The sequence below is a fragment of the Nocardiopsis sp. RV163 genome (assembly GCF_001029525.1).
In the GTDB taxonomy this organism is placed as follows: Bacteria; Actinomycetota; Actinomycetes; order Streptosporangiales; family Streptosporangiaceae; genus Nocardiopsis; species Nocardiopsis dassonvillei.
In genome coordinates this window covers 1-22,668 of the sequence record NZ_LEKI01000005.1, presented here as the reverse complement: position 1 = coordinate 22,668, position 22,668 = coordinate 1, and the positions used below count along the sequence as shown (strand labels likewise).

The 22,668-nt window shown below is 73.8% G+C and carries 20 protein-coding genes; 12 read left to right on the top strand and 8 right to left on the bottom strand.

The window, feature by feature from the left end:
• Nucleotides 1–81: 81 nt before the first annotated feature.
• From ABD54_RS01835 to ABD54_RS01810, 6 genes are all read left to right on the top strand, one after another.
• On the top strand, nt 82–2,010 hold the full coding sequence (locus tag ABD54_RS01835; protein ID WP_047867685.1) for a S9 family peptidase: 1,929 nt from the start codon (nt 82–84) through the stop codon (nt 2,008–2,010).
• Nucleotides 2,011–2,484: 474 nt separating this feature from the next.
• The gene (locus ABD54_RS01830; protein ID WP_047867684.1) at nt 2,485–3,135 is read left to right on the top strand and encodes a bifunctional 2-polyprenyl-6-hydroxyphenol methylase/3-demethylubiquinol 3-O-methyltransferase UbiG; all 651 of its coding nucleotides are present in this window, start codon (nt 2,485–2,487) and stop codon (nt 3,133–3,135) included.
• 233 nt (nt 3,136–3,368) lie between these two features.
• Entirely contained in the window at nt 3,369–4,364 is a 996-nt protein-coding gene (locus ABD54_RS01825) for an ABC transporter substrate-binding protein (protein WP_235431931.1), read from the top strand.
• Nucleotides 4,364–5,176, top strand: a complete 813-nt coding sequence (locus ABD54_RS01820; RefSeq protein ID WP_047867683.1) for a trans-aconitate 2-methyltransferase — start codon at nt 4,364–4,366, stop codon at nt 5,174–5,176. Before ABD54_RS01825 ends, ABD54_RS01820 begins: the two co-directional genes overlap by 1 nt.
• Nucleotides 5,173–6,321, top strand: coding sequence for an iron ABC transporter permease (locus tag ABD54_RS01815; protein ID WP_082166630.1), 1,149 nt, complete (start codon nt 5,173–5,175; stop codon nt 6,319–6,321). The genes ABD54_RS01820 and ABD54_RS01815 overlap by 4 nt, the downstream gene beginning before the upstream one ends.
• Nucleotides 6,318–7,145: an ABC transporter ATP-binding protein gene (locus ABD54_RS01810; protein ID WP_047867682.1), complete on the top strand. Its 828-nt coding sequence runs from the start codon at nt 6,318–6,320 to the stop codon at nt 7,143–7,145. The genes ABD54_RS01815 and ABD54_RS01810 overlap by 4 nt, the downstream gene beginning before the upstream one ends.
• A gap of 58 nt (nt 7,146–7,203) precedes the next feature.
• Here the strand turns inward: ABD54_RS01810 and ABD54_RS01805 are convergent, their stop codons facing one another.
• A complete protein-coding gene (locus tag ABD54_RS01805) occupies nt 7,204–7,683 on the bottom strand; it encodes an NUDIX domain-containing protein (RefSeq protein WP_047867681.1) in 480 nt (159 codons plus the stop codon).
• A 135-nt stretch (nt 7,684–7,818) separates the two neighbouring features.
• Between ABD54_RS01805 and ABD54_RS01800 the strand changes: the two genes are divergently transcribed.
• From ABD54_RS01800 to ABD54_RS01790, 3 genes are all read left to right on the top strand, one after another.
• Nucleotides 7,819–8,115, top strand: a complete 297-nt coding sequence (locus ABD54_RS01800) for a hypothetical protein (RefSeq protein ID WP_047867680.1) — start codon at nt 7,819–7,821, stop codon at nt 8,113–8,115.
• Nucleotides 8,116–8,388: 273 nt separating this feature from the next.
• The gene (dnaE, locus tag ABD54_RS01795) at nt 8,389–11,571 is read left to right on the top strand and encodes a DNA polymerase III subunit alpha (protein ID WP_053063500.1); all 3,183 of its coding nucleotides are present in this window, start codon (nt 8,389–8,391) and stop codon (nt 11,569–11,571) included.
• Nucleotides 11,572–12,291: 720 nt separating this feature from the next.
• Entirely contained in the window at nt 12,292–12,942 is a 651-nt protein-coding gene (locus ABD54_RS01790) for a hypothetical protein (protein ID WP_152691968.1), read from the top strand.
• A gap of 301 nt (nt 12,943–13,243) precedes the next feature.
• On the opposite strand, the gene ABD54_RS01785 is transcribed toward ABD54_RS01790, so the two are convergent.
• Nucleotides 13,244–13,912, bottom strand: a complete 669-nt coding sequence (locus ABD54_RS01785) for an SWIM zinc finger domain-containing protein (RefSeq protein WP_047867677.1) — start codon at nt 13,910–13,912, stop codon at nt 13,244–13,246.
• Between the two features lie 357 nt (nt 13,913–14,269).
• Between ABD54_RS01785 and ABD54_RS01780 the strand changes: the two genes are divergently transcribed.
• On the top strand, nt 14,270–14,962 hold the full coding sequence (locus tag ABD54_RS01780) for a DUF1028 domain-containing protein (RefSeq protein ID WP_047867676.1): 693 nt from the start codon (nt 14,270–14,272) through the stop codon (nt 14,960–14,962).
• A 118-nt stretch (nt 14,963–15,080) separates the two neighbouring features.
• Here the strand turns inward: ABD54_RS01780 and ABD54_RS01775 are convergent, their stop codons facing one another.
• From ABD54_RS01775 to ABD54_RS01755, 5 genes are all read right to left on the bottom strand, one after another.
• Nucleotides 15,081–15,965, bottom strand: a complete 885-nt coding sequence (locus ABD54_RS01775) for an isocitrate lyase/phosphoenolpyruvate mutase family protein (protein WP_047867675.1) — start codon at nt 15,963–15,965, stop codon at nt 15,081–15,083.
• Between the two features lie 99 nt (nt 15,966–16,064).
• Nucleotides 16,065–16,388: an STAS domain-containing protein gene (locus ABD54_RS01770; RefSeq protein ID WP_047867674.1), complete on the bottom strand. Its 324-nt coding sequence runs from the start codon at nt 16,386–16,388 to the stop codon at nt 16,065–16,067.
• Nucleotides 16,385–17,719 carry a PP2C family protein-serine/threonine phosphatase gene (locus tag ABD54_RS01765; RefSeq protein WP_047867673.1) on the bottom strand — a complete coding sequence of 445 codons (1,335 nt, stop codon included), beginning with the start codon at nt 17,717–17,719 and terminating at the stop codon, nt 16,385–16,387. The genes ABD54_RS01770 and ABD54_RS01765 overlap by 4 nt, the downstream gene beginning before the upstream one ends.
• Nucleotides 17,716–18,528 carry an alpha/beta fold hydrolase gene (locus tag ABD54_RS01760; protein ID WP_047867672.1) on the bottom strand — a complete coding sequence of 271 codons (813 nt, stop codon included), beginning with the start codon at nt 18,526–18,528 and terminating at the stop codon, nt 17,716–17,718. Before ABD54_RS01760 ends, ABD54_RS01765 begins: the two co-directional genes overlap by 4 nt.
• Nucleotides 18,529–18,736: 208 nt before the next feature.
• The gene (locus ABD54_RS01755; protein ID WP_082166638.1) at nt 18,737–19,909 is read right to left on the bottom strand and encodes an AI-2E family transporter; all 1,173 of its coding nucleotides are present in this window, start codon (nt 19,907–19,909) and stop codon (nt 18,737–18,739) included.
• Nucleotides 19,910–20,111: 202 nt separating this feature from the next.
• Here ABD54_RS01755 and ABD54_RS01750 point away from each other — a divergent pair, with 202 nt between their 5' ends.
• Nucleotides 20,112–20,801, top strand: coding sequence for an SMI1/KNR4 family protein (locus tag ABD54_RS01750; RefSeq protein ID WP_047867671.1), 690 nt, complete (start codon nt 20,112–20,114; stop codon nt 20,799–20,801).
• 372 nt (nt 20,802–21,173) lie between these two features.
• Here the strand turns inward: ABD54_RS01750 and ABD54_RS01745 are convergent, their stop codons facing one another.
• Nucleotides 21,174–22,142 (bottom strand): NAD(P)-dependent alcohol dehydrogenase, encoded by a 969-nt coding sequence (locus tag ABD54_RS01745; RefSeq protein WP_047867716.1) that lies wholly within the window; start codon nt 22,140–22,142, stop codon nt 21,174–21,176.
• A 325-nt stretch (nt 22,143–22,467) separates the two neighbouring features.
• Between ABD54_RS01745 and ABD54_RS01740 the strand changes: the two genes are divergently transcribed.
• The coding region (locus tag ABD54_RS01740; RefSeq protein ID WP_047867670.1) for a DUF5685 family protein at nt 22,468–22,668 on the top strand (201 nt) is incomplete at its 3' end.

Below are 22,668 nucleotides of genomic sequence, written 5' to 3'. Positions count from 1 at the left end.
ACTCCCCTCGGGCTTGAGTGTGACGCGACGTCGGGGAGTGGACTCGGGCGTGCACGAACCCGTCGACCACGAGGAGCCGCCATGACCGCCCCGTCCAAGCTGATCACCGTCGAGGAGTTCTTCGGCCCGCCCGCCCGCAGCCGGGCCCTGCTGTCCCCGGACGGCACGAGGGTCGCCTACCTCGCTCCGTGGCGCGGTCGGCTCAACGTGTTCGTCCGCGACCCGGACTCGGACTGGACCGCCCCCGACGAGGCGCACGGCGCCGACGCCCCGGGCGCCTGGCGGGTCACCTCCGACACCCGGCGCAGCGTCGACGCCTTCTTCTGGACCGCGGACGGCCGCTACCTGCTGTTCCAGCAGGACACCGACGGCGACGAGAACTGGCACCTGCACCGCGCGGACCCGAACCGGCCCGACGAGCCCGCCGTCGACCTGACCCCCTTCGAGGGCGTGCGGCTGCTCGGCGCGCAACTCCCGCCGGACCGCCCGGGCACCGCTTTCGTGCAGCTCAACCTGCGCCGCCCCGACCTGGCCGACCTGTTCGAACTCGACCTGGAGACCGGCCGCCTGACCACCGCCGCGGAGAACCCCGGCGACGTCCTCTCCTGGCTGCGCACCCCGGACCGGCTGCTGGCGTTCACCATGGAGGAGGGAGGCGACCACGTGCTGTCGGAGCACACCGGGGGCGCGCGGCGCACGATCGCCCGTTTCCCCGGCACCGACGCCCTCTTCGGAATCCTTCCGGCGGCGCCCACTCCGGACGGGAGCGGACTGTGGATCGGTTCGTCGCGGGGCTCCGACCGCACCCGCCTGGTCCGGCTCGACCTGGACACCGGCGAGCAGACCGGCGTGGACGGCCACCCCGTGTTCGACCTGGACACCCCGCGCCCCGAGGCCGACCCGCGTTTCCCGTCCTCGCTGATCCTGCACCCGGGAACCGGGGGCCTGCTCGGCGCCCGCTACCTCGGCGCCCGCCAGGAGGTCCACGCGCTCGACCCGCACTTCGCCGAGGTCCTGCCGCGACTGGCCGAGCTGTCCGACGGCGACCTGGCCCACGTCTCCTGCGACACCGGGGCGCGGCGCTGGGTGGTGGACTTCACCCACGACCGCGACCCCGGCGTCACCTGGTTCTACGACCACGCCACGGGGCGGGCGCACCGCCTGTTCCGGCCCTTCCCCCACCTGGACCCGGCCGAGTTGGCCCCGGTCGCCCCGGTCGCCGTCAGCGCCCGCGACGGCCTGACCCTGCCCTGCCACCTCACCCTGCCGGTCGGGGTCGAACCGCGCGGCCTGCCGACCGTGCTGCTGGTGCACGGCGGACCGTGGTACCGCGATAGCTGGTGCTACGACCCGGAGGTGCAACTCCTGGCCAACCGCGGCTACGCGGTGCTGCAGGTCGACTTCCGAGGCTCCACCGGTTACGGCAAGGCCCACACACAGGCCGCGATCGGCCAGTTCGCCGGGCGCATGCACGACGACCTGATCGACGCCCTCGACTGGGCGGTCGAACAGGGCTACACCGATCCGGACCGGGTGGCGGTCTACGGCTGCTCCTACGGCGGCTACGCGGCGCTGGTCGGTGCGGCGTTCACCCCCGACAGGTTCGCCGCCGCGGTCAGCTACACCGGAATGTCCGACCTGGTAGACCTCGTCGAGTCGGTCGTCCCGTTCGCCCGTCGAGCCGTCGAGAACAGCTATCTGCGCTACATCGGCGACCCGGACGACCCCCGCCAGAGGGCCGACATGCTCGCCCGCTCGCCCATCAGCCGGGTCGACGACATCACCGCGCCCGTGCTGCTGATCCACGGCGCCAACGACGTCCGCGTCCACCGGCGCAACTCCGACCGCGTCGCGGACGCGCTCCGCTCCCGAGGAGCCGAGGTCGAGTACCTGCTGAACGAGACCGAGGGCCACTGGTTCACCAACCCGGACAGCAACATCGAACTGTACGGGAGGCTGGAGCGCTTCCTGGCCCGCCACCTGGGCGGGCGGTCCGCGACCGGGTCCTGACCCGCGGCGGCGCGGCCGCGCGGTCGTTGCGGTGGACGCGGGGAGTCCCCCGGGGAACAGGTGGGCGCCGGTCCGCTCCCGGGGCCGGGCGAGAGGCCGGTGGGTGCTGGGCCGGGCGCCCACCCGTCCGGTCGGGGGCGTGCGGTGACCGCGCGTTCCAAGGCGGCGGGTGTGATCTGTCCGTCGTGCCTTGGGGCCGCGCGGTCGTCTGCGATGCTAGTCGAAAATGAAAATCGTTTTCTATGGGAATTCGTGTGACCCATGTCGCTTGATGAAGGGTCGCGGAGGATGCGGGGGCGCGACCCCGGGGTCGGCGACGCCCGTCCCTGGCCTGTCTGGCGGGTGCGGCCGGTGCCGCCGTGGCGCTGGCGGCGACCCCGGCCGGCCCTCCGGCCGGCCCGCCCGGGGCCTGCGCGTTTGCTGCTCCGGCAAAACTTTTTGCCCGGAACTGCGGGTGTCGGTGAGTATCGCCGCATGACACATGACGCTCAGGACCCCACCTCACCCAGCGCCGAGTTCTGGGAACCGCTGCACCGGTCGGCCGAGACCGTCGCGGCGCCCCCGCCCAACTTCCGGCTCACCGAACTGGTGCGCGACCTCGAACTGGTGCCGGGCCGCGCCTGCGACCTGGGCGCGGGCCGAGGCGGAGACGCCCGGTGGCTGGCCTCCCTGGGCTGGCGCGTCACCGCGGCCGAGGTCTCGGCCACCGCGGTCGGGCGCATCGCCGACATGGCCGCCGCGCAGGGCCTGGACCGCCTGCGGGTCGAGCGGCACGACCTGTCCCGTTCGCTGCCCGCCGGACCGTTCGACCTGGTCTACGCCTGCTACTTCCACAGTCCGGTGGCGTTCGACCGGGAGGAAGTCCTGCGCCGCGCCGCCCGGCGGGTGGCGGTCGGCGGGCGCCTGGTCCTCGTCGACCACGCGTCCACCGCGCCCTGGTCCTGGCGCTTCGGGGACGAGGAGCCCGTGTTCCCCGCGCCGGAGGAGACCCTGGACGCGCTCAAGCTCGGGGACGGCTGGACCACCGAACGCTGCGAGAGCGCCGAGCGGGTGGCCAGCGGCCCCGACGGCACGACGGCCGACGTGACGGACAACGTGATCGTGGTCCGCCGCCGTTCCGCCTGACGGCCCCACCGTCCGGACGCTCGTGGTGAAACGGGCGCTCCGGGCGGTTCGTCCCGCTTCTTCCGGAGCCGTGTCGCCGGGTTCCGGAGCCGCGCGGCCCTGGAGGCAGCCGCCCGAGGGGGTGCCGTGGCCGCCCCTCGGCCGTCACGCAGCGGAGTACGGGCTGGTGGTGGTGGAGGCGTTGTAGTCTACGGATCATGAAACTGAAAACCGTTATCAGAACCGTGGGGGTCGTGTCCGCTCTCACCCTGACCGGGTGCGCGGCGGCACCCGCCTCCGGGACCGGCTCCGCGGCTACAGCGGGCGAGGGCACGACCTCCTACCCCCTCAGCATCCAGAACTGCGACACCGAGCTGACCGTCGAGCAGCCCCCCGAGCGCGCGGTCTCGCTGAACCAGTCGGCCACCGAGATCATGGTCCAGCTCGGCCTCGCCGACCGCATGGCGGGCACCTCCTACGAGACCGACCCCGTCCCCAGCGACATCGCCGACGCCTACGAGAGCGTCCCCCTGCTCACGGACGGCCTGCTCAAGCACGAGACCCTCCTCGAAGCGCAGCCCGACTTCGTCTACTCGTCCTTCGCCTCGTTCCTCACCGCCGAGAACGCCGGTGAGCGCGCCGAACTGCACGAGCTCGGCGTCCCGACCTACCTGAGCGAGTTCGACTGCACCTACCACGAGGCCGTCGAGGGCGGCGCGACCTTCGAGATGCTCTTCGACGAGATCGAGACGATCGCCCGCGTCTTCGACGTGCCCGAGGCGGGCGAAGAGCTCGTCGCCGAGCAGCGGACCGTGGTCGAGGAGGGACTCCAGACCGCCGAACGGATCGAGGGCACACCGAGCCTGGTCTGGTTCTACTCCACCGCGGCGTCATCCTCCACCCCGTCGGTCGCGGGGCCCGGCGGGCTCCCGCAGACCGTGACCGAGATGCTCGGCGCCGAGAACGCCTTCAGCGACGCCTCCACCAAGTGGCCGGAGGTCAGCTGGGACGAGGTCGCCGAGCGTGACCCCGACGTGCTCGTGCTCGCGGACCTGAGCCGCGGCTACCCCGGCGACACGGCCGAGGAGAAGATCGATTTCCTCAAGAACGACCCCCTGACCTCGACCATGGACGCCGTCGTCAACGACCGCTTCATCGTCGTGCCCGGGCAGCACATGGACCCGTCGGTCCACAGCGTGCAGGCCGTCCCGACCATCGCGCGGGGCCTCATCGACATGGAGGTCGAGTGATGACGACCACGACCGCGAACACGCTCGAAGGGAACGCCCTCGAACGGCTCATCGGTGACTGGGACGCCCAGCAGGCGGCCTACATCACCCACCGCGAGCAGAGGTTCGAGATCATGCTCGACGTCATCGCGCGCACGTGCGCCTCCTCGGACGCGTTCGGGGCCGACGGGACCGGCATGACCGTTCTCGACCTGGCGTGCGGCCCCGGCAGCCTCTCGCAGCGCGTCCTCGACCGGTTCCCGGGCGCCCGGGTGACCGGGGTCGACTACGACCCGGTGCTGCTCGCGATCGCGGGCTCCTGGCTCGGTCAGCGCCACGGTTCACGCTTCACGCCGGTCGACGCCGACCTCGCCGCGCCCGGCTGGAGGGCCGAGCTGCCCGACGGGCCGGTCCACGTCGCCGTCTCCTCGACCGCGCTCCACTGGCTGGAGCCGGCACAGCTCGTCGCCGTCTACGGAGCCCTGGGCGCACTGCTCCCCGACGACGGCGTCTTCATGAACGCCGACCACCTGCGCTACGATCCGCGCTCGCAGCCGTTCCTCACCGGGGCCGCGGCCGCCGACGACGAACGCACCCAGCGCGACGCGCACTCGCGGGGTGTGCGGACCTGGGACGAGTGGTGGTCGGACGCCGTCGCGTACGACGCGTTCGGACGGCACCGCGCCGAGCGCGAGCGCCGCTTCGCCGACCGCCCGCCCACACCGCACGCACCGCTCGAACTGCACCTGCAAGCGCTCAGTACCGCCGGGTTCGCCGAAACCGGGGTCATCTGGCGGTACTACGACGATGTCGTGGTGTTCGCGCGGAAATGACCAGACTCACCGATCCTTCGCGGACCGGCCCGCCCCACGGGGACGCGCTCCCCGACGCCGACCCGCTGGCGGCGCGGGCGGCGGCGGGCGCCGCCGATGTCCCTCCCAAACGCGTACCGGGCAGGCTGCGCTCGTCCCTGGCCGTCGCCGTCTCCGTCCTCGCGCTGTGCGTGACGGTCCTCGTCGCGGCCTTCGTCGGCACGGCGAACATCGGGGCGCTCGACGTGCTCGGGATCATCCTGCGCAACATCGGACTGGGCGCGCTCGCCCCCGTCCCGGCGGCACCGCCGCTCATCGACGCCCTCATCTGGGAGTCGCGTCTGCCGCGCGTGCTCCTCGCGGCCTCGGTCGGTCTCGGGCTCTCGGTCTCGGGCGCGGTGCTGCAGTCCATCACCCGCAACCCGCTCGCCGAACCTTACCTGCTCGGGGTCTCCTCGGGGGCGTCCACCGGGGCGGTCGCGATCATGGTGCTCGGGCTCGGCTCGGGCGCGGTGACCCTCTCCGCGGGCGCCTTCGCCGGGGCGCTGGCCGCCTTCGCGATCGTGCTGGTCCTCATCGGGGGCGGACGTGTCTCCAACCCCGCCCGCGTGGTGCTCACCGGTGTGCTGGTGTCGCAGTTCTTCTCCGCGATCACCTCGCTCGTGCTGATGCTCGACGGCGACGCGGACGCCACCCGGGGCTTCACGTACTGGCTGCTCGGATCGCTCGGAGGCGCACGCTGGGAGCCGCTGCTCGTGGCGTCCGCCGTCATCGTGCTCGGAGCCGTGGGCTGCCTGTTCTTCGCCCCGGCCCTGGACGCGTTCACCTTCGGCTGGGACACCGCCTCCTCGCTCGGGGTCAACGTGACCCGGGCGCGGGTGACGCTCATGGTCCTCACCGCGCTCGTCACGGCGGCGGCCGTCGCGGCGTCCGGGGCGATCGGGTTCATCGGGCTGCTCGTGCCGCACGTAGTGCGTCTGCTGGCGGGGCCCGCGCACCGCCTGCTGCTCCCCCTCAGCGGGATCGGGGGCGCGATCTTCCTGGTGTGGGTCGACACCTTCGCCCGTTCGGCGTTCTCGCCGCACGAGATCCCGGTGGGAGTGATCACGGCGCTGCTCGGCGCACCGGTGTTCGCGGTCGTGCTGGGAAGGGCGGCCCGGCAATGACGGCACTGGAGGCGAACGGCGTCACGTGGTCGGTCGACAGGACACGCATCCTCGACGGGGTCTCGATCCGGGCGCGCTCCGACGAGGTGCTCGCCGTGCTCGGGCCCAACGGGGCGGGCAAGACCTCGCTGCTGCGCATCCTGGCGGGGCTCCGGCGCCCGGACGCCGGAACGGTGCTCCTGGGCGGGGAACCGGTCCGCTCCCTGCCCCGGCGCGCGGTCGCCCGGCGGGTGGCGATCGTGGAGCAGTCGCCCGAGGTGCACACCGACATCACCGTCGACGACGCCGTGGCGCTCGGCAGGACGCCCTACCGCGGCACCTTCGCCGGACTGGACGGTGCGGACCGCGCCGCGATCGAACGGGCGCTCGCCCTCACCGGGATGCGCGCCTACCGGTCGCGGTCGTGGCGGACGCTCTCCGGCGGTGAGCGACAGCGCGCCCAGCTCGCCCGCGCGCTCGCGCAGCAGCCGGAGGTGATCGTGCTGGACGAGCCGACCAACCACCTCGACATCCGCTACCAGCTCGACGTCCTCGCCCTGCTGCGCTCGCTCGACATGACGGTGGTGACCGCCCTGCACGACCTCAACCTGGCCGCACGCTACTGCGACCGGGTCGCGGTCCTGCACGCCGGACGGATCGCGGCGACGGGTGCGCCCGCCGCCGTGCTGACACCCGGTCTCGTCCGTTCCGTCTACGGGGTCCAAGCCGTCGTCGACACCTCCCCGCACACGGGTGCGCCGGTCGTGACCTACCTGGGCGGTGTGTCCGGACGCTCCTCGCCGTTGCTCGACCCCGGGTCGCACCGCCAGCAGCAGGTGGAGTGAGCCGCCTCGCGCGGCCGTGCGTGCGGGGCCTGCGTCCGGCCCGTCCAGGTCCGCGGACTCACCCCCCGGGCGGCCCCGTGCGGGAGTCGGCCACCAGCGCGCGCAATCCGCGCAGGTTGTCCTCCAGGAACCGCGCCAGCGGTTCCGGGAGCAGACGGATGCTCCCGAGGGCTTCGGCGGTACCGGGGAGGACGACGGTCTCGTAGGTTCCCCGCGCGGGATCGGAGAACTCCGGCCCGGTACGGCTGGAGGGGTCCGTCTCCGTCAACCGGGCGACGAACACGTGCTGGACGAGGGTCCCCTCGGGGCGTTCGTCGGTGATGACCACGACCTCGCGCACCCGGTCGACGCGTCCGCCGAGCTCCTCGAAGACCTCGCGGCGCAGGGCGGCCTCCACGCCGGCGTCCTCCGGCTCGACACCGCCCCCGGCCGTGACCCAGTAGGGGTCGCGGCCCGGACGGGTCCGCTTGATGAGCACCAGCCGCCCCTGCCGGTCGAACAGGACCGCTCGGGCCTTCCGCTTGATGATCTCGGGCATGTCCGTGATCCTGCCCCGGTCGGAGCCGGTTGTCCCGGTGGACGGGAGAACTCTGTCCCGGAGGCGACCGGGCCGGGGCCGCCCCGGGCTCCGCGGTCGGGGCCCGGCGCAGCGGGGCCCCGATGCCGGTGATCCGTGCGCCCTCCCGGACCCGGGCGTCGTCACGGCGACCGGGGGTCGGACGCGCACCGGACGCCCGAGCCCCCGGAGTTCGAGGAGGCACTGGAGACCGCCCGGGGGCTGGCGGCCCGGGGAACCCGGAACGGGGCCTGGGCCGTGATCGAGGCGGCCCTGCCCGGGTGGTACCCGACCGCGCCGAACCGGATCGCTCCCGTGGTGCTGCTCACCGGCCCCGCCCTGCGCGGCGTGGTCACCCGCGCCCGTGCCAGGGAGGCGGCGTTCATCGCCCGGGGCGTCCGCACCGCTGGTTGAGGCGGGTGCGCCCCGGTCAGAGGCGGGCCCGGCGTGTACGGCGGGTGGGCCACCGGCACGAACGGACCCGCGCCTCACCGTCCGGCCCACTTCCGCCGCAGAACCGCGAACGCCTCGCCGAAGCCGTCGGGGCCTTCCAGGCCGCCGTACGGCCGATTGGGGCGTAGTTCCAGCTCAAGGCTGCGGGGACCCCTCCTCTACGCTACAGTTTTCGTACGACAGTTCGAATGCGGCGTCTTCCTCCCCGGCCGCACGGCCAGGGGAGGGGTGTCGGTGTTCGCGCACCTGCGGACGGCGTCCAACTACTCGTTCCGGCACGGCACCGCCGCCCCGGCCGCGCTCGTGGCCCGCGCCGCGGCCGACGACCAGCCGGTCGCGGCGCTCACCGACCGCGACAGCCTCTTCGGCGCCGCCGAGCACGTCCACGCCTGCCGCGAGGCCGGAATCCGACCCGTGCTCGGCGCCGACCTGGCACTGGCCGCCCCGGGCGGCGGCCGCGCGGTCCTGCTCGCCCGGGGCCCGGCCGGATGGGCGTCCCTGTGCCGCCTGGTCACCGCCGCCCACCACCGCCCCGGGCCGGTCGCCACCACTCCGGACGAGGTCGCCGAGCACGCCCGGGGCCTGGTCGTCCTGCTGGGCCCGGACTCCGACGTGGGACGGGCCCTGGCCGGGCGGGAGGCGAGCCGCGCCCGCGCCCTGCTCCTGGCCTGGCGGTCCACCGGCGCCGAGATCGCCCTGGCGCCGCACGACCACGGCGCCCCGGGCCAGCGCGAGACGGCCCGCGCCCTGGTGAGCCTGGCCGACGACCACCGGGTGCTCGCGGTGCTGACCAACGCCGTCCGCTATCCGGCCCCGGCCGACGCCTCCCTGGCGCGGTCCCTGGACCGGATCCGCCAGTGGGCGCCCGGCGGCTACACCCCCGACCCGCCCACCGACCGGGCGCACCCGGCCACCGGCGCCGAGATGCTCGCCGTGGCCACGGCGGTGTGCGCGGGAGACCGGTCCCGGGCGCGACGGCTGCTCGCGCACACCGCCGCGCTGGCGGCCTCCTGCGCCCTGGACCCTGCCGCGGACCTGGGCATGGGACGCCTGCACCTGCCCGCACGCCCCGGCGCCGCCGCCGAACTGCGCGCCCGGTGCGCCTCCGGCGCCGCCCGCCTGGGCATGGACGGGGACGGCCGCGCCCCGGCCCGTCTGGAGGCCGAACTCGCCGTCATCGACCGCCTGGGCCTGTGGTCCTACTTCCTGACCGTGGCCGACGCCGCCGACGCCGTCCGCGCCAAGCACATCCGGGTCTCGGCGCGCGGATCGGCCGCAGGAAGCCTGGTCGTACACCTGCTCGGCATCAGCGCCGTCAACCCGCTGGAGCACGGCCTGCTCATGGAGCGCTTCCTCACACCCTCCCGGCCCGGACAGCCGGACATCGACCTGGACGTGGAGTCCGCGCGGCGCCTGGAGGCCTACGACGCGGTCATCGCCGCCCACCCCGGCGCCGCCGCGGCGGTCGCGATGGTCGACACCTACCGGGCCCGCTCGGCCCTGCGCGACGCCGGGGCCGCCCTGTCCCTGCCCTCGGCGGAGGTCGAACGCATCGCCGCCGCCTTCCCCCGGGTGCGCGCCGCCCGGATCCGCCAGGCCGCCCGGGAACTACCGGAGCTGTCCCGGGTCGGCGGCGCCCCCCTGGCCGGCGAGCACGTGGAGCGCCTGTTCACCCTGGCCGAACGGCTGGACGGGCTTCCCCGGCACCTGGCCATGCACCCCTGCGGGCTCGTGCTCACCGGCGCCGACCTGACCTCGCGCGTCCCCACCCAGCCCTCCGGCGCGGGGTACCCGATGGTCCAGGCCGACAAGGACGGGGTGGAACCCTGGGGCCTGCTAAAACTCGACGTCCTGGGCGTGCGGATGCAGTCCACCCTGGCCCACGCCCAAGCCGAGATCGCGCGCACCACCCGTACCGCCCCGGACCTGGAGGCCCTGCCCGACGCGGACGCGGCCACCGCCCACATGATCGCCGCCGGCAACACCCTGTCCTGCTACCAGATCGAATCCCCCGGTCAGCGCTCCCTGGTCACCCGGCTGCGCCCCCGCCGCCTGGCCGACCTGGTCGCCGACATCAGCCTGTTCCGCCCCGGCCCCATGGGCGTGGACATGGTCGCCGCCTACCTCGACGGCCGCGCGGGCGCCCCGGCCCCGGCCCCGCACCCGTGCCTGGACCCCGTTCTGGCCGAGACCGGCGGCGCCCTGCTCTGGCACGAACAGCTCCTCCAGGTCCTGGACGCCTACACCGGGTGCGGCCTGGACCGCGCCGAAGCCATGCGCCGCGCCCTGGCCACCGACCAGGGGCGGGCCCAGGTCGAGGCCGAGGTGCGCACGCTGGCCGCCCAGCGCGGCCACCCCACCCGGGTCACCGACCAGGTCTGGGAGATGATCGCCGCGTTCGGCGCGTTCGGGTTCTGCCGCGCCCACGGCACCGCGTTCGCCGCCGTGACCTACCAGTCCGCCTACCTCAAGCGCCACCACCCGGCCGCGTTCACCGCGGGGGTCATGGAACACCACCCGGGTATGTACCCGCGCCGGGTCCTGCTCCAGGACGCCCGGCGCACGGGCGTGCCGGTCCTGGGCCTGGACGTCAACGCCTCCCACTCCACCTGGCGCGTGGCGCGCGTCGGGTCGGAGGGGCCGCCCCGGTGGGGGGTGCGCCCGCCGCTGGACGACGTGTCCTCGCTTCCGGCCGCAGCGGTGGAGCAGATCCTGGCCCGGCGTCCCTTCACCGGCCTGGAGGACGTGCTGGAGCGCACCGACCTGTCCGGGCAGGGCCTGGACGACCTGATCCTGGCCGGAGGCCTGGACAGCCTCGTCGGCGGCCACGCCCACCGCCGTGACGCCCTGCTGCGCGCCCATGTCCTCCGGCGCCCCCGCGCCGCACGGACCGCTCGGGGCCAACTCGCCCTCACCGACGCGTCGGCGCGTTCCCGCCCGGCCGGGGCGGTGGCCGTGACCCGCGCCGACGCCGTCGCCGAGGAGTTGCGGGTACTGGGCTATGAGCTGTCGGGGCACCTGTTGGACGCCCACGCCGAGGACATCGCTCGCCTGGCGGCCCACCACCGTCTGACCCTGGCCCGGGACCTGCACCGGTGGGAGGACGGCGCCACGGTCACCGTGGCGGGGCTGCGGGTGAGCGTGCAGACCCCTCCCACGCGTTCGGGCCGCCGAATGGTGTTCGCGACACTGGAGGACCGCACCGGCCTGGTCGACCTGGCCCTGTCCGGCCGCGCCCAGCGGCACTCGGCCGCCCCGGTGTTCGGCGGCGGGGTGCTCGTGGCGCGTGGTCGGGTACGCCGGGCCGCTCCCGGTGCTCTGGCCACCGTGGACGCCGCCGACGTGCGCCCGTTGGGTGAGGTGGTCAGGGCGCCTCGCGCCCGTCGGAGCGGCCCGTTCCCGGGCGGACGGGAATAGCCCGGCGTCGGCTGCCTCCGGTCCGTCATGCGGTCGGTGGGCGCCCCGGTGTGGATATCCGGTACGGGATCCACGCTCCGAAATCCGCGTCTCCGCTGGAAGGCGTGCGGTTCCCAGCGGCGCGGAACGGTTTGTCGAGGGGTGCCGCTCGGCGTCCTTGAGTCGCTTTGGATTCCAGTTCGGGGTTTCGGTCGTCCGCCTTTCCGGGCCGGACGAGATCGGTATCCGAGCTTCACGTACACGGAGGCCGACCAGCTAGCGGAGCTGACGGACCTCTTCGTCGAGTGTGTTCCCCAGGGTGTTCGGCTAAGCGTGCGAACAGGGTGAACGGCACTGAAAGGGCAGTTCAGGGCGGGTCCGGGGTGTTCGTTCCGACGCCCCGGCTCACAGTGTCTTGTCATCCGTTCGCTGGGGTGGGCGGTTTGGGGGGTCTCGCCGCCGGAGTCTCCGTTTCAGCGGACGCGGTGGGAGGGCGGGCACTTCCCATGCGAAAAACCGGTCGCTTTCGTGATGCCTGTTCCTGAAGTGAAACCCGTGCTTGTTCTGGTGGGCAAGGCAAGTCGGTTCGGAGAAGAGGTGATCGGTGTTGTCTCGCTGAAGGCCAAGAGGCCCGACAGGCGGCCGTGGTTGTTTGCCCGGCTCCGATAAGGCAATGGGATGGATATGGCTGAGAAAACGAATACCCCCCGCATGGGCCGGTTCAATCCCATCCGACAGTTCATGCTGCTTCAGCGCTACGGCCAGAACCATCCTTGGCAGTACATGCTGAGGGTCACCCTGCTCGTGACCGCGTACGGTGCGGCCCTGCTCGCCCTCTGCTTCGTACCGATGGCCTTGTTCGGCGACACACCGCTGTCCCAGGTGTGGCCGTGGATGCTGGGCGCCCTGGCGGCCGTGGCCGCCTGCGCGGCCCTGGGTGCGGGCGTCGGCGTGCTGATGCTGCGGTGGACCACCAAGAAGGCGAAGGTCCCCCACGACGTCGACCCGGACGCCCTGCGTGCCGCGCAGCGCCACCTGCGCCGGGGCGAGCTCAGCGGTGACCCCCGGTTGGACCGGCTCGCCCGGTACCTGGCGCCCCAGTCCGAACGCGCCAACTCCAACAGGGTCTTCGCGCTGGTCGGTCTGATGGCCGGGGCGCCCTACCTGGTGTTCACGGGGATCCGGTTCGTGAACGGCACAGGGGACACCTTCCAGCCGTTCATGGCGCTGTTCGTCGTCGTGGTGTTCGCTGTGGCCTGGCCGTGGGCGCGCAAGCACAAGCGCAACGCGCGCAGGCTCACGGAGGCCTACGACGCCGAGTACGGGCCCTTCGACGCAGAGGCGAGCCCAAGCCGTGACACCTGGAGCCGTGGGGACGCGAGGATTTCGTAGCGCGTCAGCGCCCGCGTGCACGGGGCGGAGCGCTCTCGCCGCGCGGTTTCCGGTCTCACCGCACTGGGACAGCGCCACTCGCGGTTCCTGTGAGCGGAGCCGGATCCGAGTGGCCCTGCCACCGCGCCGGTCCGGGACAGCGCACACCGTCGGAGTGCTTCACCGGCGGTGCCGAGCGCATCGGTGCGGGTCGTGGCGACCCCTGTATGCGCGGGAACAGGTCCTCGGCCAGCCGGTGCGGCTCTCGCCTGCGGTGTTCGGGCGGGCGGCAGGCGCCAGGCAGGGCGCAGTCGTCCGCCCCTTACCCGTGCAGGCGTTCCAGCGCCGACATGACCTCGCCGTCGGGGTCCTCCACCATCTCCTCCGCCTCACCGGTGAAGGAGAGCACCGCGTCGAACAGCTCCATGGCGTCCTCGGTCCGGCCGGAACGCTCCAGCTCCCGTACCGCGTCCACGGCGCTGTGCACCGCCCGGGCGTACTCGGCCGCCTGTTCGCAGGGAACCGGTTCGGTGACGTGCAGGGCGCCCTCGAACAGGGCCCGCAGCGCCTCGGGGCTCCCGGACGCCACCGCCGCCCGTGCCTCCAGGTCCAGGGTGAGCGCGGGGGAGCGGTCGGCCTCCTCCATCAGCAGCTCCACCAGCCGTTCGCGGTCCAGGGTGTGCAGGTAGGAGGCGACATCGGGTACGGGGGACGCGGTTCCGCCGTGCTCGCGTTCGTACAGGTGCACCAGCCCCACCGCGACCACGTGCTTGCAGCAGTTGCCCTCCTCGGCCCAGGGGCAGTCGCAGCACCAGGAGAACGCCCCCTCGGCGGTGAGCCTCACCCGGTAGCGCCGCTGTCCGCGGACGGCGGCGTACACGGTTTCCGCGTCCCGGCGCAGCCCCGACACCCGTCCGAGGTAGTCCAGGCCCCGGTCGAAGGACTTGCGGCCAGCCAGTTCCAACAGCAGATCACGGGAGAGCTCAGGCATGTGCCCAGTCAATCAGAGCGGCACGGTAAGCGCCGGGGCGACGTGGAGACTCCCCTGCTTCCGACTTCCGGGAGGCGGTGCACAGCGCACCGTCATCCTCCGGGGCCCGGCCCTGAAGCAGGACAGTCACGCGGGTCGACTCCCGGGCCCGACCGCGGCGAGGGGAGCGGCCCGCGGCGGGCGCGGCGCGCACCGGCGTCCGGGGCCCGGGCGCCTTTGCACCGGCACACCCGCGGCCGTCGGCACGCGCGCCCGGTACCCTTCCCGTGACCCGCACGAGCGCCCCGGTCCCCGGCGCCGAGGCCCCACCGCACCGGCCGTGCGTCCGATCCGCCCGAACCCCGAGAGCGAGCCCGGTTGTACGCAGGCACCTTCTCCATCGTCGCGCACGACGCCGCCACCGGAACGTGCGGTGTCGCGGTCAGCAGCCGCTTCCCGGCGATCGGCGCGCTGTCGGTGTTCGCGCACGCGGAGGCGGGGGCGGTCGCCACGCAGGCGCTGATCAACCCGCTGCTGGGCGCGGACGCCCTGGAGCTGCTGCGGTCCCACTCGGCCGAGGACGCGCTGCGCCGGGTCCTGGACGCCGACCCCGACGCCGACTCGCGGCAGGTCGCGGTGGTCGACCGCCAGGGGCGCGCCGCCGCGCACACCGGCGGGCAGGCGCACCCGTGGTGCGGCCACAGGACGGGGAACGGCTACGCGGTGGCGGGCAACGTCCTGACCGGCGCCGACACGCTCGACGCGATGGCCGGGCGGTTCGAGGCCGGTGCCGGGGAGCGGATGGACCGTCGGCTGCTGGGAGCCCTGGAGGCGGGGCAGGCGGCCGGCGGCGACCGGCGGGGCAGACAGAGCGCCGCGCTGTACGTGCACACCGGCCACCCCTACCCCTACCTGGACCTGAGGGTGGACGAGCACCCCGACCCGGTGGCCGAGCTGCGCCGGGTCCACGGGGTGGCCGAGCGGGAGCTGCTGCCGTTCGTGGAGGCCATGCCCACCCGCGCTCACCCCGCGGGCCGCTTCGAACGCCTGCTGGACACCGGCGACCGCTGAGTCCGCCGCCTGCGGCCGCGGTCCTTCACCGCCGCGGGAAGCGTGCCAGCGGCCGACCGCGGCGGCGGCGCGGCGCCCCGCAGCGGTGGCGGGTTCGGGACCGGCGGCCGTCTCCGGTTCATCCGTCAGCCGGACCCCGGTCGAACCGCCGTGCGAGGTCCTGCACCGCCCCGTAGCCCGGGACGCCCTCCGGGAGGGGGAGGCCCGAAGCCACCGCCTCGGCCGCCGCCAGGGCCCCGTGCAGGGCGGCGCGGAAGAGCAGTGAACCGCAGCTCACCCGCCGCACGCCCAGGTCGGCGAGGACCCGCGGCGGCGGTCCGCCGGGGGAGTGGAGGATGTTGAGCGGAACACGCAGGGCGGCGGCCAGCGCGGCGATCTCCTCCTCGTCGCGCAGGCCGGGCACGAACACCCCGTCGGCACCGGCCTCCTCGTAGGCGGCTGCACGGTCGGCGGTCTGTTCCGCGTGGCCGGGCAGCCAGCGGGTGTCGGTGCGCGCGTTGAGGAACAGCGTCGGCGCCGCCTCCCCGACCGCGCGGATCACCGCCCGCTGGTGTCCGGTGTCGGCGAGCCCGCCGTCCGGGAGGCCGTCCTCCAGGTTGATCCCGGCGATCCCCGTCCGCTCCAGTTCGGCGGCCAGCGCGGCGACCCGTGCCGGTGACGAGCTGAAGCCGCCCTCGACGTCCACGCTGACCGGCACGTCCAGCCGGGACAGGCCCCGGGCGAGCCGCAGTGTCTCCTCGCGCGCGAGCCCCCGGGCGTCGGGCAGCCCGGCCGCCGCGGCCACACCCAGGCTGGTGGTCCCAACGGCGCGGAACCCGGCGGCGGCCAGGGCGGCGGCCGACGCGTGGTCCCAGGCGTTGGGCAGCAGCAGGGGATCGCCCCGCCGGTGCAGGGCGCGGAACCGCTCGCCGGGGCTCTGCGGCCCCTTCGAGGGGTCGGCGCCGGAGCGGGGAAACGGGTCGCCGGAGGCGGCGGGTCCGGTGGCGGCTGTTCGGGAATCCATACGGCGACGCTACGGCCGAGTCGTTTCGGTCGCCGCCGAAGCGACGCGGGGCGACGCCGCCGTCGGGGCACCGGGGCGGACGACCGCGCCGCGCCCGGGTCAGGCGGTGCCGGGGCGGATGGTGAAGACCCGGTTCAGGCCGACCATGGTCATGATGCGCAGGGTGTTGGCGGGGACGGAGAGCAGGGCCATGTCGGCCCCGGCGGCCAGGGCGTGCTGACGGGCGGCCAGCAGGGCGCTGATACCGCTGGAGTCGCAGAAGTCCAGGCCGGACAGGTCGATGGACAGGCACTGGCCGGGGTCCAGGGCCAGGAGTCGGACCTCCTGGCGCAGGGTCGCGGCGTGGTCGTAGTCCAGCGAACCGGTCACGTCCAGGACGGGACCCGTCGCGCTGTCTCGGCGGGTGATGGTCAGGGTGCTCATCGGGCGGTGTCCGGTTCCTGACGGGGCGGTGGAGCGGAGGCGGGGACACCGAGCGCGAGGAGGGCGGTGTCGTCGTCGAGGCCCTCGCCGAAACCCTCCAGCAGCTCGGCCAGGGCGTCGACGATTCCCTGGGCCGTGGAGGGGGCGTGCCGCTCGGCGAAGGTGAGAAGGCCCTCCTCGCCGTACATCGTGTCGGGCCCGGCGCCGGTGCGGGCCTCGGTCAGGCCGTCGGTGTAGAGCACGAAGGTGTCGCCGGGGGCGAGGGTGGTCTCGACGGTGGCGAAGCGGGCGTCGGGCAGCACCCCGACGAGCATCCCGCCGGAGGCGAACAGGAACTCGGCCCGGCCGTCCCCGCGCAGGACCAGGGCCGGGGGGTGGCCGCCGAAGGCTAGGCGGGCACGGACGCGCCCGGCGTCGCCGTCGGGTTCGAGGACGCCGAAGACGGCGGTGCAGTAGCGGGGATCGCCGTTGTCGGCGTAGCGCTCCAGGAGGGCGGTGTTCAGTGTGCCCAGGGCGTCCGCGGGTTCGGGGGAGTGCAGGGCGGTGGTGCGCAGGACGTAACGGGCCTGGGAGGTCAGGGTCGCGGCCTCGGGCCCCTTGCCGCTCACGTCGCCGAGGAAGAACGCCCAGCGCCCGTCACCGAGCGGGAAGAGGTCGTAGAAGTCGCCGCCCAGCCGGTAGGGGGAGGCGGTGTGGTAGTAGGCGGCGGCCTCCATGCCCGGAACGTCGGGCAGGGTGTCGGGCAGCAGGGCCCTCTGGAGGATGACGAGCGCCTCCCCCAGGCGCGCCCGGTCCGCCTCGGCCCGCCGGTGCGCCTCCTCGGCCTCGGCGCGGGCCCGTTCGGCCTCGGCGCGGGCCCGCTCCGCCTCCCTGCGGCGGCGCAGCAGTTCCTCCTCGTAGGCGCGGCGGTCGGTTGCGTCGAAGACGGTGGTGCGGATCAGCAGCGACTCGCCCCCGCTGTCGTGCTTGACGACGGAGGAGACCAGAACGGGCAGGCGGCCGCCGTCGGAGGCCCTCATCTCCAGGGCGATGCCGCTGATCTCGCCCCGCATGCGCAGCAGGGGCGCGAAGTGCGTCTCGTGGTAGAGCCTGCCGCCCATGGTGAGCAGGTCGGGGAAGCGCATGCGGCCCACCACGGCGCCGCGTTCCAGGCCGAGCCACCTCAGCAGCGTGGCGTTGATCCTGGCTATCGTGCCGTCCATGAGCGTCGACAGGTACCCGCACGGCGCGGACTCGTAGAGTTCCTCGGCGCTGTCCTCCAGCAGCGAACTGAAGGCCGCGTCGGTGGCGGAGCCGTTGCCGGGCCCACGCGGTCCCGTCTCCCCGTTCATCCGGCGTCCCGGAGGGGCTCCAGGAACTCCAGCAGCGCCGCCGCGGTGGCCCGCGGCGCGCTCAACTGCGGGCAGTGGCCGGTGGCGTCCAGGGTGACCAGCCTGGAGGAGGGGATCGCGGCGTGGACGAAGGCGCCGACCTCGGGCGGGGCGATGGCGTCCTGGGAGCAGTCGAGGATCAGGGTGGGAACCTCCACCTCCTTGAGGTCCTCGCGGCTGTCGGACAGGAAGGTGGTGCGGGCGAAGACCCGGGCGATGTCGGGGTCGGTGGCGCAGAAGCTGTTGGTCAGCTCCTGTCCCAGTTCGGGCCGCTCGGGGTTGCCCATGATCACCGGCGCCATCGCAGAGGACCAGCCCAGGTAGTTCGACTCCAGCGAGGCCAGCAGTTCGTCGATGTCGGCCGCGGTGAAGCCGCCGCGGTAGCCCTCGTCGTCGATGTAGCGGGGCGAGGGGGAGACCATCACCAGAGCCCCGATCCGCTCCGGTGCCTCCCGCGCGGCCATGACGCCGACCATGGCGCTGACCGAGTGCCCCACGAACACCGCCCGCTCCAGGTCCAGTGCCCGGCAGACCTCCACCGCGTCCTGGGCGTAGCCCTCCAGGGAGGAGTACCTCTCCTCGCTCCAGGCGGAGGCGTCCGACCCCCCGGAACCGACGTAGTCGAACAGCACCACCCGGTACCGGTCGGCCAGGGCGGGGACGAGCAGGCGCCACATGTTCTGATCGCAGCCGAACCCGTGGGCCAGCACGACGGTCGGACCGTCGGCCGCTCCGGTGACCGTGACGTTGTTCCTGCTCAGGATGTCCATGTCGATCGCTCTTTCCCTCACGCGGGCTCGCCCCAAAACGGTACTCGATCCCATGGGGCGTTTCCTGCGCCGAAGCGGACGTGTCCGTCATATCGTCAGACGGTACGGACAGGATCGGCCGGGACGGTCGGGACGGAGCTGTCCCCGCTCTACTCCGGGTCTCCGGATCACGGCCCCGCGTCGGCCCGGACGGCCCGGGAACGGGCGGTCACGCCCCCTCCCCGCCGTCCCGCTCGCGCGGACCGGGGGGACGCGCGTCGCCCCCGTCGCCCCCGGACTCCGGGGCCGCCGGAGCCGGGGATGGTCTCTCGCCCTTCCCGTCCTCCTCGGCGTCGGAGAGCAGGTGGTGCTCGGTGACCTCGTAGCGCCGGATGTAGGACCCCAGGAACGCCTGCATGCTCGCGCCCATCGGCAGCGCGAGCAGCGCACCGGGCGCCCCCAGGATGGCCACGCCCGCCAGGACCGAGCCGAACGCCACCGCGGGGTGCATGTCCAGGGTCTTGGCGGTGATGCGCGGCTGGAGCAGGTAGTTCTCGAACTGCTGGTAGACGACGATGAACACCAGCACCCACACCGCGGGCCAGACGCCCTCCACCAGCGCCACGAGGACCGGGACGACCCCGCCGATGTAGGTGCCCACCGTGGGGATGAACTGCGAGAGCACGCCCACCCACAGCGCCAGGGCGAACGCGAAGGGGATGTCCAGCGCCACCAGCACCACGTAGTGCGCGCCCGAGCAGACCAGGGCCAACAGCGCACGGGAGTAGAGGTAGCCGCCCGTCTTGGTGATCGCGATCTCCCAGGCCCGCAGCACCTCGCGCTGGGTGCGCGGCGGAAGGACCGAGCAGATCACGCGGCGGAAGCGCGGGCCGTCGGCACACAGGTAGAAGGTGAAGAGCGCGATCGTCAGCGCGTTGAACAGGAGCGCCAGGACGGTCGTCCCGGCGCCCCAGACGTTGTTGGCGATGCCGGAGGCGTACTGCTCGACCAGCCCGCTGGCACTGGAGATCTCGTTGAGCAGGGTGGTGGGGGAGTAGGAGGTGTCGAAAGTGGTGTTGACCCAGGCCAGCGCGGCGCGGATCATCGCGGGGATCTCGGAGACGAAGGCCAGGATCTGGCCGACCAGCATCGACCCGAGCAGGCTGAGGAACACCACGGTCAACGCCAGTACCAGCAGCATCGCCAGCCCGGTGGCGGGCCCGCGCGGCCAGCGGTGCCGGTGGAGCCAGTTGACCGCCGGTTCCAGCGCCAGGGCGAGGAACAGCGAGATCAGCAGCAGCATGATGAGGCTCTGCAACCGGACGAACAGCCACAGGGTGAGGCCGAACGCGCTGACCAGCCACAGTGCCAGCAGCATGGCCCGGGGGAGCCAGCGCGGCATGCCGCCGCCGCGGTCGGGGCGCGCGGACCCGGGCGGTGTGGTGCTCGTGTGCAAGCCGGTTCTTCCTCACTGTGTACGGCCGCGCGACGAGGCTCCCGCGGCGTGCCGGGACGGTTGCGGCCCCACCGGACGATAGCGCCTCCCGGCCGCCCCTCCGTCCCGTCGCCGCCGCACTGTCGGCGGGGCTTCCTACGATGCCGCCATGGACACGAGTACGGATGTGTGGGCGGGAGTCCGCGAACGGGTGCGGGAACTGGCGCGGGCGCCCGGTGCGGAGGAGGTCTTCGGAGCGGGTTCCCACCGCTTCGAGTTGCTTGAACCGCTGACGCCGGAGGAACTGGCCGAGGTGGAGGGGCAGGTGGGCGCGCGCCTGCCGGCGGGGTACCGCGAGTTCCTGCTCAGGGCGGGCGCCGGCGGAGCGGGGCCCGCACACGGTGTCTTCCCCCTGGTCAGAGGGGCGGACGGCCGGTGGCGGTGGCACGGCGACGGTGCGGACCTGGCCGCCCCGGCGCGGTTGGCGGAGCCGTTCCCGACCACCGGCCCCGATCCGCGGTCCCTGGCCGCCCTGCGGGCCGAGGAGCCCGTCGAGGAGGACTTCGGGGACGGCGAGGAGTTCGACCGGGTCTACGAGGCCTGGGACGCGCGCATGGCGGACCTGCTGTGGGCCGAGGAGCGCACCGTCGGCGCGCTGTGCCTGTGCCACCTGGGCTGCGCGCTGCGGCTGTGGCTGGTCGTGACGGGCCCCGAAGCCGGGCGCATGTGGAGCGACGGCCGTGTCGACGACGAGGACCTCAAGCCGCTCACCGGCGGGGACGGCGCGCCCCTGACCTTCACGGACTGGTACCTGGGGTGGCTGGAGGAGGCCTCCCGAGCCGTGGCGGTCCGGTCCTGACCGAGGTCCGGTGCGCTGCCCGCCCTCACCGGCGGCGCTCTGCCCGGACGGGGCCGGGCGCCTCCGGCCGCCGCCGACCGCCTCAGGCGGACGGGGCCGTGCCGGAGGGCGGACGCGTCCCGGGCGTCGGCGGGACCGGTCGCGCCGGGCGCTCGTGGTCGGTGGACACGTGTTCCTCCCCACGGCGGGGATCGCGGTGCCCCTCCGCGCGGCCGCTCCGCACCACCTGTTCTCCGGGCGCGGTCGAGGTGCCCCGCGCCTTCGCGGGAGGTACGGCAGGCACGCCGGTGCGCCGAGAAGTGGCGTGCGTGCCGCCCACGCGAACGGGCGGCACGCTCACGGACCACGGAGGACCGGTCGCGGACGCCGGGTTCAGGCCCGCGTTCCGACCACGCGCACCACCACCTTGCCCCTTACGCCTCCGGCCTCCAGCACCCGGTGGGCCTCGGCGATCTCGGCCAGGGGGAGGACCCTGTCCACGACGGGGCGCACGGCTCCGGACTCGGTCAGGCGGGTCAGCTCGGCGAACAGCTCGTGCCCGGGGTCGCCGCTGAACGCGCGGATCCGGCGCGGACCGAAGACGGCCGAGGCGGCGACGTAGGAGAGCGACGCGAGCGCGCGCTCGATGTCGAAGGTGATCGTGACCATGCGCCCGTTCCGGGTCAGCCGCCTGCGGTAGGCGCCCATCCCGGTCCCCACCGTGTTCAGGACGACGTCGAACGGCGGCAGGTCCTCCGGTTCGGTGCTCGCGTAGTCGAAGGCCTCGTCGGCGCCCAGCTCCCGCACGAAGTCGAGGTTCTCTGCCCCGGCCAGCGCGGTGACGTGGGCGCCGTAGGCCCGGCCGAGCTGGACGGCGACGCTGCCCACCCCGCCGCTCGCGCCCCGCACCAGCAGCCGCTCTCCCGGGGCGAGACGGGCCTTGTCCCGCAGCGCGGTCACGGCCGTCGTGCCGACGCCGGGCAGGGCCGCGGCCTCGACCAGGTCGATCCCGGCCGGTGCCGGGGCCAGCCGCCGGGGCGCGACGGCCACGAACTCGGCCGCGCTGCCGAACGCCCTGGGCAGGCCGCCCCACACCCGGTCCCCCGGCGCGAACTCCGAGACGCCGGACGCCGTCTCGACCACCTCGCCCGCGAAGTCGATTCCGGTCCGCTTCGGAAAGCCCCTTCCGGCCAGCCCGGTCACCGGGCGTATCCTGCCCGCACGGCCCAGCAGCTCGCCGCCGTTCACACTGGCGGCGTGCACGCGCACCAGCACCTCTCCCGGGCCGGCGCCGGGCTTGGCGACCGTGCCCTCGTACAGCACCTCCGGGCCGCCGTACCGGTCGTACAGGGCCGCGCGCATCCGACTCACTGTTCTGGTCCCCTTCGTCAGCCGCCGCACGTCGGTCCGCGCGGTGTCCTCGTCGTGCACGCTACGGCGTAAACGGACGCCATTCTCCACTTGGGGCCGATGTGAGAGACAGTGCCGTTCGTTCGTCTCGGATCGCCCCGCCGGACCGCCGCGGTCCCCGGCGACCGGAGTCCGGCCGCGCGAACGGGGACCGTGCCGCCGAAGCCGTGCGGAAGGAGTTCGAACGGCCGGAACCTCTTGCGCGGCTCGGGCATCGAACACCGGTGTTCAGCACAGTCCGCCACCACCGTGGCGTCGGAAGACGAGGTGTCAGCACGTGTTCGGAATCCTGCGTCCCTGTCGGCACACGTTGTCCGACGGGCTGGCCGAGGAGTGGATGTCGCACATGTGCGGGCTGTGCCTGGCACTGCGCGACGACCACGGCCAGGCGTCCCGGATCGCCACCAACTACGACGGCCTGGTGGTGTCGGTCCTGGCCTCGGCGCAGGCAGAGGAGTGCGCGGGCACGCGGCGGGCG

Excerpts from the sequence above, each read along its gene's own strand:
- ABD54_RS01810 (WP_047867682.1), top strand. The coding sequence starts at position 6,318 with ATGACGGCACTGGAGGCGAACGGCGTCACGTGGTCGGTCGACAGGACA.
- ABD54_RS01765 (WP_047867673.1), bottom strand. The coding sequence starts at position 17,719 with ATGAACGGGGAGACGGGACCGCGTGGGCCCGGCAACGGCTCCGCCACC.
- ABD54_RS01760 (WP_047867672.1), bottom strand. The coding sequence starts at position 18,528 with ATGGACATCCTGAGCAGGAACAACGTCACGGTCACCGGAGCGGCCGAC.
- ABD54_RS01820 (WP_047867683.1), top strand. The coding sequence starts at position 4,364 with ATGACGACCACGACCGCGAACACGCTCGAAGGGAACGCCCTCGAACGG.
- ABD54_RS01775 (WP_047867675.1), bottom strand. The coding sequence starts at position 15,965 with ATGGATTCCCGAACAGCCGCCACCGGACCCGCCGCCTCCGGCGACCCG.
- ABD54_RS01785 (WP_047867677.1), bottom strand. The coding sequence starts at position 13,912 with ATGCCTGAGCTCTCCCGTGATCTGCTGTTGGAACTGGCTGGCCGCAAG.
- ABD54_RS01745 (WP_047867716.1), bottom strand. The coding sequence starts at position 22,142 with ATGCGCGCGGCCCTGTACGACCGGTACGGCGGCCCGGAGGTGCTGTAC.
- ABD54_RS01770 (WP_047867674.1), bottom strand. The coding sequence starts at position 16,388 with ATGAGCACCCTGACCATCACCCGCCGAGACAGCGCGACGGGTCCCGTC.
- ABD54_RS01750 (WP_047867671.1), top strand. The coding sequence starts at position 20,112 with ATGGACACGAGTACGGATGTGTGGGCGGGAGTCCGCGAACGGGTGCGG.
- ABD54_RS01755 (WP_082166638.1), bottom strand. The coding sequence starts at position 19,909 with ATGCCGCGCTGGCTCCCCCGGGCCATGCTGCTGGCACTGTGGCTGGTC.
- ABD54_RS01830 (WP_047867684.1), top strand. The coding sequence starts at position 2,485 with ATGACACATGACGCTCAGGACCCCACCTCACCCAGCGCCGAGTTCTGG.
- ABD54_RS01790 (WP_152691968.1), top strand. The coding sequence starts at position 12,292 with ATGCTGCTTCAGCGCTACGGCCAGAACCATCCTTGGCAGTACATGCTG.
- ABD54_RS01805 (WP_047867681.1), bottom strand. The coding sequence starts at position 7,683 with ATGCCCGAGATCATCAAGCGGAAGGCCCGAGCGGTCCTGTTCGACCGG.
- ABD54_RS01835 (WP_047867685.1), top strand. The coding sequence starts at position 82 with ATGACCGCCCCGTCCAAGCTGATCACCGTCGAGGAGTTCTTCGGCCCG.
- ABD54_RS01815 (WP_082166630.1), top strand. The coding sequence starts at position 5,173 with ATGACCAGACTCACCGATCCTTCGCGGACCGGCCCGCCCCACGGGGAC.